Here is a 14395-nt window from a genome sequence, read left to right as displayed (position 1 = left end):
CTCCGGACATATGTCGCGCGTACTGGTCCTTCCCGCCACCGTGCATCAGCGTCGGCCCGTTGGCAACAGTCACGGACAGGCGCGTAGGGTCGCGGCGTGCTCGATACAACGCCTCTGACGGCCGCCGTGGACCGACTCGCCGACCGGCTGCGGGGCGCCCCGCAGAGCAAGCTCCAGCGGGGCGTGGCGGCGCAGGCGCTGGCGCTGGCCAGGGAACTTTCCGTACGGGCCCAGCGGCTGGAGGCGGCCGACACCGCGAGTGGTGGGGGCGGCGCGAGCGCTTCGGACGGCGAGCCGCGGATCATGCCGGACGCGGGGGTCTTCGCCGTCGCCGACCAGCTCACCGTCGCGGCCGTCGATCTGGCCGAGGCACTGCGAACGGCCCCGTCCGTGGTGGAACTGGACGAGGCCGTCAGATCGGTCGAGCGGGTCGCGACTACATCGAGGCTATGACGCGGTCGGCGAGGATGTAGACGTGCTCGCCGCTGCCTGAGCCCGGGTCGGCCGCGCTGTCGTCGGCGTCGGCTCCGGTGCCGGTCGCGGCGTCGCCGCCGCACGCGAAGGTCAGCGTGTACGCGCCCGAGACACCGGATCCGCCCAGCAGGTACGGCGCGCCGCCCTCGCGCAGGGCCTCGGCGAGCCGCTCGGCGGTCTCGCGGTGGCCGGGGGTCATGCAGAGCGTCGTGCCGTCGGCGAAGACGTACACGTCGAGCGTGCCCAGCGGGCCGGGACGCACGTCGGAGAGTGTCGTACGGGTCTCGGCCAGCTCTTCGAGGCGCGCGACCGTACGCTCGTGGTCGGTGACGACCGGCGTCCGGACCGGCACGAAGTCCGGGTGCGAGGGGTGGCGGCGGCGGGCGGCGGCCAGTTCGGGCGAGTCCTCGGCGAACTCGTTGACCTCACTGACCTCGCCGGTCTCGGAGATCTCGGAGGCATCTGAGGCCTCGCTCCTGATCTCGCTCACCTCACTGACCTCGGAGAGGTCGGGAAGCGTGGCGAAGTCGTCGTAGCCGTCGATCCCGTCGTAGCCGTCGGTCCCGTCGTGCCCGTTGAAGGCCAGCGCCTCGAAGCCGGCGAAGTCCGCCTGGCGCGGCACGTAGAACGGGCCCTCGTCGACACCGGGTGCGCCGAGGCCGCCCAGCAGCGACGGGGTGTCCGCCGCGTCACGGGCTTCCTGGGCGGCCCAGAAGGCGCGCGCCTCGGCCAGCTCCCGCTCGCGCTCCTCGGCGAGTGCCTCGGAGACGGCGATGCGTATTTCCTCGGTCTGCGAGGCGTTTCTGGCGCCCGGTACGGCGGCGGTGACGCCGCTCGGGTTCGCCGCGGCCAGTTCGCTGCGCAGTGCGCTGACCTGCGTACGCAGCCCGTGAGCGGCGTGCAGGGCAGCGGCGCCCACGGCCGTGGCGGCGGCCGTGGTCAGCAGCAGGGCAAGAGACATGGCGCTCACTGACTACTCCCGATTGCATTTCGATCCCCCGACTTCCTACCTCAGCTTGTCGCGGGCGCGCGCCTGCCGTCAGTGCATTACGTCATGAATTGGACAGGTCTTTCGACCTTAGGTTTTTCGTCGCAACGGCTTGACCTGGGCAAACGAATCTCCCCCTGGTTGAGGTCACATCCTGGGGGAGATTCAGTCACGACTGGAGATCGGAAGGGTTAACTTCGGCTACGGGCGGTTACCGTCCACCCTTCGGGTCGGCCGGTCTGTGCCGGTCCGCCCCAACCGGGCCTGGTGCGGGCTGATTTGGTCGAGTCGCGTGCGGTGCGGTGCGGTGAGGTGCGGCTCGGGTCCGCAGGCCGCCGCGCGGCTCAGCTCAGGCGTTCGATCACCATCGCCATGCCCTGGCCGCCGCCGACGCACATCGTTTCGAGGCCGAACTGCTTGTCGTGGAACTGGAGGCTGTTGATCAGCGTGCCGGTGATCCGCGCGCCGGTCATGCCGAAGGGGTGGCCGACCGCGATCGCGCCGCCGTTGACGTTCAGCTTCTCCAGCGGGATGTTCAGGTCCCGGTAGGACGGGATGACCTGCGCGGCGAACGCCTCGTTGATCTCGACGAGGTCGATGTCGTCGATCGTCAGACCGGCGCGCGAGAGCGCCTGCCGTGACGCCTCGACGGGGCCGTAGCCCATGATCTCCGGCGAGAGGGCGGTCACGCCGGTGGAGACGATCCGCGCCAGCGGGGTCAGGCCCAGCTCCCGCGCCTTGGTGTCGGACATGATCACGAGCGCGGCGGCGCCGTCGTTCAACGGGCAGCAGTTGCCCGCCGTCACCAGACCGTCGGGGCGGAAGACGGGCTTGAGGCCCTCCACACCCTCCATGGTGACCCCCGCACGCGGTCCGTCGTCCTTGGCGACCACCGTGCCGTCCGGGGTCGTCACGGGAGTGATCTCGCGCTCCCAGAAGCCGTTCTTGATGGCTTCCTCGGCGAGGTTCTGGGAACGTACGCCGAACTCGTCCATGTCCCGGCGCGTGACGCCCTTGAGCCGGGCCAGGTTCTCGGCGGTCTGCCCCATCGCGATGTACGCGTCGGGCAGCAGCCCGTCCTCGCGCGGGTCGTGCCAGCCCGCGCCCTCGCTCGTCGCGACGGCGGCGGTACGCGCCTCCGCGTCGGCGAAGACCGGGTTGTGGGTGTCGGGCATGCCGTCGCTCGACCCCTTGGTCTGGCGGGACACCATCTCGACACCGGCCGAGATGAAGACGTCACCCTCGCCCGCCTTGATGGCATGCAGTGCCATCCGGGAGGTCTGGAGCGACGAGGAACAGTAACGGGTGATGGTGCAGCCGGGGAGGTGGTCCATCCCCATCTGCACGGCGACGATCCGGCCGAGGTTGTGGCCCTGCTCTCCGCCGGGCAGGCCGCAGCCGAGCATCAGGTCCTCGATGTCGGCGGGGTCGAGGGCGGGGATCTTGTCGAGCGCGGCCTGAATGATCGTGGCAGTCAGGTCGTCGGGGCGCAGCTCCTTGAGGGAGCCCTTGAAGGCCCGGCCGATGGGGGAGCGGGCGGCTGAGACGATCACGGCTTCGGGCATCACGGCTCCAAGAGGCTGAGGTGAGGCGGGTGCGGAACGGGTGCGGAACGGGTGTGGTGGGGACAGGACTCCCTGGGAAGTTACCCGCACGTAGCGCCTGGGTCACCGGGCCCGACGTGTGATGCGGGCCTCTATTCTAAGCGCTTGCTCATCGCGGGTGCGGGGTACGGCGGACCCCGTCCCGCGTAGTGCCCCCGTCGTATCGCCCCCGTACCCCCGCGCCTGCCGTCCGCCGTCCGCCGTCAGATCTGGTGCGCCTCCGACGGGGTGGCCTCCCCCGACTCGCCCGTCTCGCCCGGCACGGGGTGCCTGCGCCTGCGGTGCTTGAGGAGCGCCCAGGGCGCCCGCGCGGCGGAGACCTCCGTACCCGGCTCGGAAGCGGCGGCCGAAGCGGCCTTCGCGACCGGCAGCATGTCCTCGTCGCGCGACACGTCCAGGTGGTCCGTCTCCGGCCACAGGCCGAGCGCCGCGCAGAGCGTCGGCAGGACCGCCATCGCCGCCGTCGCGTACCCCTCGACCGAGGGGTGGTAGTTGTCGGGCCCGAACAGTTCCCTCGGATGCGCCTCGAACTCGGGCCCCAGCAGGTCGCCGAGCGAGATCGTACGGCCGCCCTGCTCCACCGTGACGATCGTCTGCGCGGCGGCGAGCTGCCGGCTCGTACGCCGGGCCAGCCAGCGCAGCGGCTGGTACACGGGCTCGATCGTGCCCAGGTCGGGACAGGTCGCCACGATCACCTCGGCGCCCGCCGTCCGTAGCCTGCGCACGGCGGACGAGAGGCAGCGCACGGATTCGGTGGCCGGCATCCGGTGGGTGACATCGTTGGCACCGATCATGATCGCGCAGACGTCGGGCGTACGGCCGGACTCCGCCAGCAGGAGCGTCACCTGCCGGTCCAGGTCGTCGGAGGTGGCGCCGGGCAGCGCCACGTTCCGCAGGTCGACGGGGCGCTCGGCGACCGCGGCGAGTCCCGAGGCGAGCAGCGCGCCCGGGGTCTGGCCCGTACGGCGTACTCCCTGTCCTGCGGCGAGTGAATCGCCGAGCATGCCCATGCGCAGTGGTTCCGTACGGCCGAAGGCCAGGCCGTACCATCCGTCCCCGTTGGGTGGCACCGGCGCGTCGCCGTTGCCCACCGACCGCTTCGCGAGCTGGACCTCGGCCAGCAGAATGCCGACGCCCGCAGCCCCGATCAGGCCGATGCTCCCCCCGCCGTACGCGGCACCCGCCGCGATCCGGCGTGCCACCCTCGCTCTCGACACAGTCCGAGCCACCTCCTCCTAGCCGTACGTCCGCGCCGCGCAGTGCGTCCCCGCGTACACGAGCTAACTGCCCCGAAAGGACTGTCACCCAATCTTGCCCGGTTACGCATACGCTGACCGGACCATCACGGAGACCCCGGAGACATACGGTGCAATTCCACGACTCGATGATCAGCCTCGTCGGCAACACCCCGCTGCTGAAGCTGAACAATGTGACCGCGGGCATCCAGGCGACAGTCCTGGCCAAGGTCGAATATTTCAACCCCGGCGGTTCGGTGAAGGACCGGATCGCGCTGCGCATGATCGAGGCGGCCGAGGAGAGCGGTGAACTGCGCCCCGGCGGCACGATCGTCGAACCGACGAGCGGGAACACCGGGGTCGGCCTCGCGATCGTGGCGCAGCAGAAGGGCTACAAGTGCCTCTTCGTCTGCCCCGACAAGGTCTCGACCGACAAGATCAATGTGCTGCGCGCCTACGGCGCCGAGGTCGTGGTCTGCCCGACCGCCGTCGACCCCGACCACCCGGACTCGTACTACAACGTGTCCGACCGGCTGGTGCGTGAGACGCCGGGCGCCTGGAAGCCGGACCAGTACAGCAACCCGAACAACCCGCGCTCGCACTACGAGACGACCGGTCCCGAGTTGTGGGAGCAGACGGACGGGAAGATCACCCACTTCGTGGCGGGCATCGGCACCGGCGGCACCATCTCGGGCACCGGCCGCTATCTGAAGGACGTCAGCGACGGGCGGGTACGGGTGGTGGGCGCCGACCCCGAGGGGTCGGTCTACTCGGGCGGTTCGGGTCGGCCGTACCTGGTCGAGGGCGTCGGCGAGGACTTCTGGCCGACGGCGTACGACGCCACGGTCACGGACGACATCGTCGCCGTGTCCGACAAGGACTCGTTCCGGATGACGCGCCGGCTCGCCAAGGAGGAGGGGCTGCTCGTCGGCGGCTCCTGCGGGATGGCGGTGATGGCGGCGCTGAAGGTCGCCGAGGGGCTCGGCCCCGACGACGTGGTCGTGGTGCTGCTGCCGGACAGCGGACGCGGCTACCTCAGCAAGATCTTCAACGACGAGTGGATGAACGACTACGGCTTCCTGGACCACGGCGGCGACGCGGCGGCGGTCATCGACGTGCTGAAGCACAAGGAGGGCGGCACCATGCCGCACCTTGTCCATATGCACCCGGAGGAGACCGTCGGCGAGGCCATCGACGTCCTGCGCGAGTACGGCGTGTCCCAGATGCCGATCGTGAAGCCGGGCGCGGGACACCCGGACGTGATGGCGGCCGAGGTCACCGGATCGGTCGTGGAGCGCGAACTGCTGGACGCGCTCTTCAGCGGGCGCGCCTCGCTCACCGACTCGCTGGAGAAGCACATGTCGGCCCCGCTGCCGCAGGTCGGTTCGGGGGAGCCGGTGGCGGATCTGATGACGGCGCTGAGTGGTCCTGGCGGGGCGGACGCGGCGATCGTACTGATCGAGGGCAAGCCGACGGGTGTGGTGAGCAGGCAGGATCTGCTGGCGTTCCTGTCGACGGGCGTGAAGCAGGTTCGTACGACGGCGTGAGCCGGCGCGTGGTGGTGTGCGGGGTGGTGGCATGACGGTGGCATGGTCGCTGAGGGCCGCCGGGGGCCGCCGGTCGTGGTTTCGCCGATTCGTGAAAGTGGTACGAGGGCGACACGTCGACGCAGCACACGCTTAACACGCGTCAGGCACATTGGTTGTTGTCGGCGTCACGGACAACGGAGCGGCTCCCGGACCTCCATTGACGCCCAGGACACGCAAGCCGGCCCTGACCCGGAACGTGTCTCTCGCGGGGACCGCCGTCGTCCCGCCCCCCGGAAACGGGGGTGCGGCGGTCCCCGCGACTTTTCTGTGTTCCGCCGGACAGGGCCCTGAAAGGCTTCGCCCGTCCAAGCCTTCCAGGGGGACGTCCTCGGCCGGCGTCAGTGTCGAGCGAACCGGCGCAGGGCGTCGAGTACGGGCGGCGCGAGCGTGTCCGGGTGGTCGGCGTCGTGCAGCAGATGGTCCACTCCCGGCAGCGTCACTCGGCCCGGTCCACCGGCATGCGCGTGACGCAGGGCGGTCGTCAGGGCGTTCGTTGTGACGCAGGGGACCTGCGCGTCGTTCGTGCCGCATGTCAGCAGCACCTTGGTTCCCGGCCGGAGTGCGGCGGCGGTGTCCGGTGGGTAGACGGCGTCGTCGCTCAGCACGAACCGGCCGTTGGGGCCTTGGAACGCCTCGAAGAGCTGGGCGACCGCGGGGGGCAGGTCGGTGGTGTCGACCGGTCGGTGTTCGCGCAGGGAGGTGACGGCAGCGTCGACGGCCGTGTTGACCGCGCGTTGCTGCTCCGGTGTCAACTGGCCCTGCCGTGTCGCTTCGGCGATCTGGGCCTTGAGTTGGAGCGTGACCAGGTCCAGCATGCGGATCGCCTGCGGTTGCAGAAGCGCCACGCCGGCCGGGCGCGGGCGGACGGTGCCACCCAGCAGCAGTGCCGTCATCGCGCCCTCGCTGTGCCCGACGAGCAGCAGCCCGCGCGGGTCGGTCTCCGGCTGATCGCGCAACGATTCGTAGGCGGCCCGTGCCTGGCGGACGAATGCTGGGTAGTCGAGTCCTTCCGGGTGGTCCTGGTAGGCGCCGAGTCCGGTGCGGCCGGTGCCGTACTTGTCGAACCGCAGCGTGGCGATTTTGTCCCCGTCGAGCGCGTCGGCCACCTGTGCCAGGGTGCCCGGTGTGGACGCGGGCGGTTGGTTCCCGTCGCGGTCGGTGGGTCCGCTGCCGGGCAGCAGCAGTGCCGCCCGAAGCCGTTGCCCGGCACGATGCTCGGGAACGTGCAGGGTGCCGTACACGGTCGTACCGTCGGCCGTGAAGACGATCTCGCGGTCGGCGGCAGGGACGAGACCGGGCGTCGCCGCGGCCGGGGTGGCGGTGACGACGGCCAGTGCCATCAGAGCCGCTGCCAAGTGGCGAAACATTGGGCTACCTCCTTTCAGGCAAGGGCGTTTTCGACCAGGGCGACAGTGGCGCGCGGGTCGTCGACCTGGAGGACGAGGCGTGAGTACGTCTCGTCGGCGAGTTCCACCACGACAGCCTTCGATGGATCTCTGACGTCCCAGAAGACCTTTTCGCCATCCTGATGGAAGGTGCCGGCGGTGATCACACGGGGTACGTGGGAGCCCGGCGCGCGGATTCCCTTGGGGTCGGCGGCGATACCGGGGTCGGCGGTCGCGCCACGGACGTTGGCCAGCGGGATGGTCAGGCTGCCCTTGAAGGACCAGAGCTTGTCGAGACCCTCGATCACGACGACGAGGTCCTCGCCGTCGATACGTATCAGTGCCATGTCGGTCTCCGTCTCAGGGGAGTGGGTCGAGGTGTCGGCTCAGCGCGGTGGTGGCGTTGTCGGGGTTGCCACGCAGGAGGATGCCCAGCGCGGCGGCGGTGAGGGCGGCGGCCAGGTCGGCGGGAACGCCGAGGGCGTCGGCGATCGCCTGGTCGACGGCGGCCAACGCGGCCTTCACCTCGCAGGCGACCTCCTCGTCGGCCGGTGCGCGTTCGATCGCCGCGAGCAGCAGCAGGCGGAGGTCGGCCGACGTGACGAGCCGCAGCGCGGCCGCGGCATCCGATGCGCCGGCGAGGGCGTCGAGCAAAGGGCGGACGTCGTCGGTGAGGTGGCGGCGCAGAGCGATCAGGTAGAGGCCGCGCTTGCTGCCGAACGTCTTGTACAGGCTGTTGCGGTGCACGCCGAGGTGGCTGACGAGATCGTCAACGGACACACCGTCATACGCGCGTCCGCCGAACAGATCCACAGCGGCACGCACTGCTTCGTCCTCGTCAAATGCTCTTGGCCTGCCCATGGCCACTAGAGTAGACAGTTAAGGAACGACCAGTCAAGAACGATCGTTCCTCAATCTCCCACCCTCTTCGAGGCACGGTCTTCCAGTAGTTGCGGGACAGCCTCAAGGCTGCTGCGCCGCCTCAAGCCGCCTGCGGGAACTCTTCCTCGTTCGATTGAGGCATGGTTGGGCGGGTGCCACCCCTGGTCGGTCTGAGCACACCGACAGGTCGGCCACCGCACCCTCCAGCGGTCGGAACGGATGTCACCATCCAACCGACCAGCCCTCCAACCCGGCGAACCCATCCGGTCAGAGCACTAGGTCCTGTCCGGCGGATCACTGAGAGAGCTCCCGCCGACGACAGAGGCAACTATCCTTTTGTTGTGAACAGTCACGCGTTCGAGCTGATGTGGGGAGGTGTCGCTCTCGTGGGTGGGGGGCTCCTGGCTGCCAATGTCCGAGGGGCAGCCGACCGGTTCCAGGCGATGTCCTACGCCTACCGATCATGGCCTGGGAGTGTCATGACGTGCAGAGTGATGGGGGGCGTTTTCGCTCTCGTCGGGGCGGGGAGCCTTGTTTTCGCCGGACTCTGAACCGCACGCGGTGAGGCGGCGCCTGCGCTGTTCCATGACCTTGATGGTCAGGGCCTGAGCCAGAGCCGAATCGCCGCGGCCGCGACGGTGCCGTGGAAGATGTAGACCCTCTTGTCGTAGCGGGTAGCGACGGCCCGGAAGTTCTTGAGCCGGTTGATCGTACGCTCGACTTCGTTGCGGCGCTTGTATTTCGCGCTGTCGAAACTGGTGGGCCGACCACCCTTGCTGCCGCGTCGTTTACGGTTGGCTCGCTGGTCCTTCGGCTCGGGGATGGTGTGCTTGATCTTCCGTCTTCGCAGGTAGCGGCGGTTACGACGTGAGCTGTATGCCTTATCGCCGCCCAGGTGGTCGGGTCGAGTCCGGGGGTGACCGCCCTCCGGGCGGGGAACGCGGATGCGTTCGATGACGCCGATCATCTGCGGCGCGTCGCCCCATTGGCCGGGCGTGATCAGGAAGGCCATGGGTCGGCATCCGCCCTCACCGGCAAGGTGGATCTTGCACGTCAGGCCGCCACGGGATCGTCCGAGTCCTTCGTCGGGTCGATGGTGACGGGGCGTTGTCCTTTTTTTCGGAACACTCGGCTTTTTCTTCCGGGCGCCGGCCGCGTGCTGATGGGCCCGGCAGGATGTCGAGTCGACGCTGACCATACTCCAGTCGATCCGCCCCGCAAGGTCAGCGTCGGCTTGGACGGCCCGCAGGATCCGGTCCCACGTGGCGTCCGCTGACCAGCGTCGATGCCGTTCATAGACGGTCTTCCATCTGCCGAAACGCTTCGGAAGATCCCGCCACGGTATGCCCGTCCGGACCCGGAACAAGATGCCGTTGATCACCTTGCGGTGGTCGTTCCACCGTCCGCCACGCTGTCCAGACGCCGGCAAGTACGGCTCCAGCCGGACCCACTCGGCATGCGTCAGATCACCCCGCCCCATGCTGTGTATAACGAGCTGGCAGTCCGACAGCCACGTGATCCGCCGGACAGGCCCTAGCCGGCCGGGGCCGCCGACCAGCTCCCCAGCACGGCGATCCGCTCGGCCGTCGCCGATCCCGGCTCCGGGGTGTAGACCACAAGGTGCTGGTCCGGGTCTCCGGGCAGCGTGAGCGTCTCGTACGGCAGGACCAGCGCGCCGACCACCGGATGGGCTATGCGCTTGACGCCGTACGACTTCTCCTTGACCTCGTGATCGGCCCACAGCCGCCCGAAATCCTCGTCCTTCGGCGACAGTTCGCCGACGAGCGCGTTACGGACGAGCGGTCGGTGGCCGCCGTGGCGGCGCGGGTGCGCGAGGCGTACGGGCCGGTCGACCTGGTGGTCAAGTCGGCGGGCGTGATGCTGCCGAACCCCATCGAGGACGGTCGTACCGACGAGTGGGCGCGCATGATCGACACCAATGTGACCGGGGCGCTGCGCGTCATCCGCGCCTTCGTTCCCGACCTGCTGGCCGCCGCCGACGGGGGCGGGAGGGCCGACCTGGTCAACATCTCCTCGATCGGCGCGCACCGGATCTTCCCGAACTACGCGGTGTACGGCGCGACCAAGGCGGCGCTCACGTTCCTCTCGGAGTCACTGCGCAGCGAGCTGGGTGCCCGCGACGTACGGGTGACGAACATCGAACCGGGCCTCACCGAGAGCGAGTTGGCCCAACACGTCGACAACTCCGACCTGACGGCACAACTGGACGGCATGGTCGCGGCCACGGGCGCCCCGGCCTCGGAGGAGATCGCCGACCTCATCGCGTACACGACGAGCCGCGCGCGCCACATCAACCTGCGCCAGGTGGTCGTACTGCCCACCAGGCAGGCCTGATTGAGGCCGGGCGGTAGTGGGCCCGCGTGGGCCCGGGCGGGAGTGGGTTCAGCTCTCCCAGTCGGACGCGGCCTCGCGGGCCGAGCGGCGGGCGGACCAGGGCCAGTATCTGGCCGCGTGGACGGCGTTGACGCCGACGACGCCCACCCAGCAGACGAGCAGTCCGGCGAAGTTGGTCTGGGTGGCGGCGATGGCCGAGAGCGGGATGGCGAGGATCAGGGAGATGATCCCGAACCCGAAGCGCTCCCCGAACCCCTCGGCCCCGGCCGGGCCGTCGGCGCCGCGGGCGATGATCATCTGCTGTTCGGCGAGCTGACGGCGCAGGCGGCGGTCAACCGTGACGTCCAGGCGCTGTTCGACCTTTTCCAGGAACGATTCGATGAGTGCGGACTCGTACTCCGCGCCCAGTTCGCTGCGGGCCTTCAGTGTGGCGTCGAGGTCTTTCTTGAGCTCAGGGTCACGGGCTTCCATGCGCGTAACGGTACGAAGGGGGCCGCGCCGCGGACATTGGTGCTAGCCCCCCTCTTTGCGACTCGTGACGTGTACGACTCCTGAGGAAATGATCTTCGAGGCGGTCGGATCACTCCGGTCACTCCGGGACCGGTGATCCGAAGGTACGGGCTCAGATGCGGACCACGATCTTCCCCCGGGTGTGTCCCTGCTCGGCGTACGCGTGCGCTTCCGCGATCTGTTCGAAGGGGTAGGCCCGCTCGACGCGCGGTGTGTAGCGGCCCTGCCGGCCGAGTTCGCCCGCTTCGGCGAGGAGCGTGGAGTCGTTCTCCGCGTTGACCAGACGCACACCCAGCCGCTGCGCGTTGGTGTGGTCGGCGATGGTCGACACGTGAGCGGGGTCGCCCACGATCGCGACGAGGTCGGCCAGGGAAGCGGAGGCCGCGGTGTCGAGCGCGATGTCGACACCGTCCGGAGCCAGGGTGGCGAGACGCTCAGCGAGGCCGGTGCCGTAGGTGGTGGGAGTGGCTCCGAGAGAGCTGAGGGACCCGTGGTTGCGCTCGCCGGCCGTCCCGATCACGGTGGCGCCCTGAGCCACCGCGATCTCGACCGACCGGCTCGACAACGTGATCGCCATCGCGCGGAACCCTGATTCCGACTGCTCCGACATGCGGTGATGACTGCCGGCGCGACGACTTCTGGCGTCGCCGGCGGATGAGTGCGCATCCGAGGTCGCCCGGCACCACGTCCGGGCGGCGGAACACCGGCCGGTCCGGATGCCGCTTGCGCCCGGGGGTGCTCAGCGCGGCTGTGTGGCCTCGCTCATGTCCGGCTCCGGACGCGGGGCGGCGGCGAGGATCGTCGTGTCCGGGATGTGGCTGGTGTCGCGGCGGCCCAGCAGCCAGTACAGCAGGGCCGGCAGCGCCAGGCCGATCATCCAGGAGATGTCGGCGCCGCCCAGCACCCCGACCATCGGGCCCGTGTAGAAGTCCGAGGAAAGGAAGGGCAGTTGGGCGAGTACGCCGACCACGTACACCACGAGCGCGTCCCACCGCCAGGCGCCGTAGCGGCCGTTCGGGTCCGACAGCGCGGGGATGTCGTAGCGCTCGCGCGACACCAGGTAGTAGTCGACCAGGTTGATCGCCGACCACGGGGTGAAGAAGGTCAGCAGGAAGAGCAGGAAGTCCGCGAACGAGGAGAGGAAGCTGTCCTTGCCGAGCAGCGCCACGACCGTGCCGGCCACCATGATGCCCGCGATGTAGAACCCCCGGCCGCGCTGCGACAGCACCTTCTGGCCACGGAAGCCGCTGACGCTCGTCACCATCGACATGAAGCCGCCGTACGTGTTGAGCACATTGATCGTGAGCTTGCCGAGGGCGATCACGAAGTACAGGAACGACGCGATCAGCCCCACCCCGCCGAGCGAGACGACGTACCCGACCTGGTTGTCCAGAAACGCGCCGCCCGCCGTGGCCGCCACCAGGACGCCGAACACCATCGACCACTGCGAGCCGATCGCGGTGCCGCCGAGCGTCCACCAGAAGGTCGCGCGGGCGCTGGTCGTACGGGGCAGATAGCGGGAGTAGTCCGCCACGTACGGGCCGAAGGCGAGCTGCCAGGACGCGGCGAGCGACATGGCCAGCAGGAACATCGGCAGGTCGAAGGCGCGGTCGTGGAAGACGGTGCCGAGGTCGATGCGGTCCAGCAGCCGGACACCCAGATAGATGAACGCCAGGGCGCAGACGACGCTCGCGAACCGGCCGAGGGTGTGGATGACCCGGTAGCCGATCGCCGCCGTGACCGCGGTGACCACCGCGAAGATCACGATCCCCGTCGTGTCACCGAGATGGGTGAGATCGCCGACCGCCTGACCGGCCAGCACGCTGCCGCTGGCGAAGAAGCCGACGTACATCACGACGACCAGCACCAGCGGTACGACCGCGCCCCTGACGCCGAACTGGGCCCGGGACTGGATCATCTGCGGCAGCCCGAGGCGCGGCCCCTGCGCGGAGTGCAGCGCCATCACGGCGCCGCCGACCAGATTGCCGAGCGCCAGAGCCACCACCGACCAGAAGGCGCCGCCGCCGAGGACGACCGCGAGCGCGCCCGTCACCACGGCGGTGATCTGGAGGTTCGCGCCGAGCCAGAGCGTGAACTGGCTGAAGGCGGTGCCGTGCCGCTCGCTGTCGGGTACGACGTCGATGGACCGGCGTTCGATCAGGGACTCCGCCATGCTGCTGCCTTCCTTCCACTGCCTTCTCGCGCCTGTCACGTCTTCTCGCGCTACTCGCGCACGGAACCTGCCGGTCTGTCCCTGGCGCTCTTGCATATAGTCATGCAGAGTTCTGGGTAATTGAATAGATTGTCAATGGTCTGGCGTAAAACACTCGTTACGGATGGTCGAGGAGCGGCATGGAGTGTCTGGATGGCGGGGGTACGGGTGGTATGTCGTCCCGCATGGTGGACCCCCTGCCCGACGGGCGGTCCTGGGACCCCTCCGCTGCACGGATCATGGATCGGACCAGCGACCGCAGCACCATCACCGAATCGATGAGGGGGATCGCATGAGCGACAGCCCTGCCGCCCGGCTCCAGCGGCTTTTCGAGGGGCACCGGCTCACCCCCACCCAGCGGCGCATCGCGCACAGCATGGTGCGCCGCGCCGCCGACGCGCCGTTCCTGTCCAGCGTCGAGCTGGCCGAACTCGCCGGGGTGAGCCAGCCGTCCGTCACCCGCTTCGCCGTGGCCCTCGGCTTCGACGGCTACCCGGCGCTGCGCAAGCACTTGCGTGAGGTCGCGCCCGGCGGCGCGGCGGCGGGGGAGGAGTCCGCGCTCAACGAGTACCAGCAGGCCGTACTCGGCGAGATCGAGAACCTGCGGCAGCTCGCCGAACTGCTCGCCGACCCCGCCCCCGTCGAACGGGCCGGGCGGCTGCTCGCCGCCTCCCGCCCGCTGCCCGTCCTCGGACTGCGCGCCGCTTCCTCGCAGGCGCGCGGCTTCGCGTACTTCGCCGCCAAGGTGCACCCCGACGTACGGCTGCTCGACGAGGGCGGCACCATGCTCGCCGACCGCGTCGACGCCGCCCGGCGGGCCGGCGCGAGTGCCCTGCTCTGCTTCGCGCTGCCCCGGCATCCCCGGGAGGTCGTGGACGGGCTGGCGTACGCGCGGTCCTGCGGGCTGACCGTGGTGACCGTCGCCGACTCCGCCTTCGCGCCCGTCGCCGCCCACAGTGATCTGCTGCTCCCGGCCGCCGTCGGTACGGGGCTCGCCTTCGACACGGTGTGCGCGCCGATGCTGCTGGGGCGGGTGCTGCTGGAGGCCATGTGCGACGACCTGCCGGACGCGCAGGCCCGGTTGGAGGAGTTCGACGCGGGGGCGGTGGCGCGGGGGCTGTTCGTGGAGTGACCTCGCGGGTGCGGTGACCTTCGGGGTGC

13 protein-coding genes and 2 pseudogenes are annotated in these 14395 nt (G+C 69.6%); 4 read left to right on the top strand and 11 right to left on the bottom strand.

Annotated elements, in window-relative coordinates; all coding sequences use genetic code 11:
• The first annotated feature begins 96 nt into the window (after nt 1-96).
• Entirely contained in the window at nt 97-453 is a 357-nt protein-coding gene (locus tag QR77_RS13865; RefSeq protein WP_040022023.1) for a hypothetical protein, read from the top strand.
• On the opposite strand, the gene QR77_RS13860 is transcribed toward QR77_RS13865, so the two are convergent.
• The 3 genes from QR77_RS13860 to QR77_RS13850 form a co-directional block, all read right to left on the bottom strand.
• Entirely contained in the window at nt 437-1435 is a 999-nt protein-coding gene (locus tag QR77_RS13860; RefSeq protein ID WP_236711107.1) for a hypothetical protein, read from the bottom strand. The two genes, QR77_RS13865 and QR77_RS13860, sit on opposite strands and share 17 nt — an antisense overlap.
• 371 nt (nt 1436-1806) lie before the next feature.
• Entirely contained in the window at nt 1807-3027 is a 1221-nt protein-coding gene (locus QR77_RS13855) for an acetyl-CoA C-acetyltransferase (RefSeq protein ID WP_040022021.1), read from the bottom strand.
• A 242-nt stretch (nt 3028-3269) separates the two neighbouring features.
• On the bottom strand, nt 3270-4268 hold the full coding sequence (locus QR77_RS13850; protein WP_040022020.1) for an SGNH/GDSL hydrolase family protein: 999 nt from the start codon (nt 4266-4268) through the stop codon (nt 3270-3272).
• A gap of 164 nt (nt 4269-4432) precedes the next feature.
• On the opposite strand from QR77_RS13850, the gene QR77_RS13845 reads away from it, so the two are divergent.
• Complete coding sequence (locus QR77_RS13845) at nt 4433-5848, top strand: cystathionine beta-synthase (RefSeq protein WP_040022019.1); 1416 nt, start codon at nt 4433-4435, stop codon at nt 5846-5848.
• A gap of 380 nt (nt 5849-6228) precedes the next feature.
• Here QR77_RS13845 and QR77_RS13840 read toward each other — a convergent pair whose 3' ends face one another.
• From QR77_RS13840 to QR77_RS43505, 5 genes and pseudogenes are all read right to left on the bottom strand, one after another.
• Nucleotides 6229-7257, bottom strand: coding sequence for an alpha/beta fold hydrolase (locus tag QR77_RS13840; protein ID WP_040022018.1), 1029 nt, complete (start codon nt 7255-7257; stop codon nt 6229-6231).
• Between the two features lie 14 nt (nt 7258-7271).
• Nucleotides 7272-7622 (bottom strand): hypothetical protein, encoded by a 351-nt coding sequence (locus QR77_RS13835; RefSeq protein WP_040022017.1) that lies wholly within the window; start codon nt 7620-7622, stop codon nt 7272-7274.
• A gap of 13 nt (nt 7623-7635) precedes the next feature.
• Nucleotides 7636-8136 carry a helix-turn-helix domain-containing protein gene (locus QR77_RS13830; RefSeq protein ID WP_040022015.1) on the bottom strand — a complete coding sequence of 167 codons (501 nt, stop codon included), beginning with the start codon at nt 8134-8136 and terminating at the stop codon, nt 7636-7638.
• Nucleotides 8137-8755: 619 nt separating this feature from the next.
• A complete protein-coding gene (locus tag QR77_RS43510) occupies nt 8756-9637 on the bottom strand; it encodes an IS5 family transposase (RefSeq protein ID WP_078876656.1) in 882 nt (293 codons plus the stop codon).
• Between the two features lie 53 nt (nt 9638-9690).
• Nucleotides 9691-9945 (bottom strand): annotated as a pseudogene (locus tag QR77_RS43505) (transcriptional regulator); the annotation flags it as partial.
• Here QR77_RS43505 and QR77_RS13820 point away from each other — a divergent pair.
• Entirely contained in the window at nt 9886-10512 is a 627-nt protein-coding gene (locus tag QR77_RS13820; RefSeq protein WP_236711106.1) for an SDR family NAD(P)-dependent oxidoreductase, read from the top strand. The pseudogene QR77_RS43505 and the gene QR77_RS13820 sit on opposite strands and share 60 nt — an antisense overlap.
• A 48-nt stretch (nt 10513-10560) precedes the next feature.
• Here QR77_RS13820 and QR77_RS13815 read toward each other — a convergent pair whose 3' ends face one another.
• The 3 genes and pseudogenes from QR77_RS13815 to QR77_RS13805 form a co-directional block, all read right to left on the bottom strand.
• Nucleotides 10561-10983, bottom strand: a complete 423-nt coding sequence (locus QR77_RS13815; protein ID WP_040022011.1) for a hypothetical protein — start codon at nt 10981-10983, stop codon at nt 10561-10563.
• A gap of 151 nt (nt 10984-11134) precedes the next feature.
• Nucleotides 11135-11587, bottom strand: a pseudogene (locus tag QR77_RS13810) (zinc-binding dehydrogenase); the annotation flags it as partial.
• A gap of 174 nt (nt 11588-11761) precedes the next feature.
• Entirely contained in the window at nt 11762-13195 is a 1434-nt protein-coding gene (locus QR77_RS13805) for a cytosine permease (RefSeq protein ID WP_040022009.1), read from the bottom strand.
• 331 nt (nt 13196-13526) lie between these two features.
• Between QR77_RS13805 and QR77_RS13800 the strand changes: the two genes are divergently transcribed.
• The gene (locus QR77_RS13800; protein ID WP_040022007.1) at nt 13527-14366 is read left to right on the top strand and encodes a MurR/RpiR family transcriptional regulator; all 840 of its coding nucleotides are present in this window, start codon (nt 13527-13529) and stop codon (nt 14364-14366) included.
• Nucleotides 14367-14395 lie beyond the last annotated feature (29 nt).

It is taken from the genome of Streptomyces sp. 150FB (assembly GCF_000818195.1).
Taxonomy (GTDB): Bacteria; Actinomycetota; Actinomycetes; order Streptomycetales; family Streptomycetaceae; genus Streptomyces.
The sequence above is the reverse complement of the archived record's forward strand: the minus strand, read 5'-3'. Positions and strand labels throughout refer to the sequence as shown.

Coding starts and splice junctions, on each gene's coding strand:
- QR77_RS13815 (WP_040022011.1), bottom strand. CDS start 10,983: ATGGAAGCCCGTGACCCTGAGCTCAAGAAAGACCTCGACGCCACACTG.
- QR77_RS13830 (WP_040022015.1), bottom strand. CDS start 8,136: ATGGGCAGGCCAAGAGCATTTGACGAGGACGAAGCAGTGCGTGCCGCT.
- QR77_RS13855 (WP_040022021.1), bottom strand. CDS start 3,027: ATGCCCGAAGCCGTGATCGTCTCAGCCGCCCGCTCCCCCATCGGCCGG.
- QR77_RS13800 (WP_040022007.1), top strand. CDS start 13,527: ATGAGCGACAGCCCTGCCGCCCGGCTCCAGCGGCTTTTCGAGGGGCAC.
- QR77_RS13840 (WP_040022018.1), bottom strand. CDS start 7,257: ATGTTTCGCCACTTGGCAGCGGCTCTGATGGCACTGGCCGTCGTCACC.
- QR77_RS13860 (WP_236711107.1), bottom strand. CDS start 1,435: ATGTCTCTTGCCCTGCTGCTGACCACGGCCGCCGCCACGGCCGTGGGC.
- QR77_RS13835 (WP_040022017.1), bottom strand. CDS start 7,622: ATGGCACTGATACGTATCGACGGCGAGGACCTCGTCGTCGTGATCGAG.
- QR77_RS43510 (WP_078876656.1), bottom strand. CDS start 9,637: ATGGGGCGGGGTGATCTGACGCATGCCGAGTGGGTCCGGCTGGAGCCG.
- QR77_RS13805 (WP_040022009.1), bottom strand. CDS start 13,195: ATGGCGGAGTCCCTGATCGAACGCCGGTCCATCGACGTCGTACCCGAC.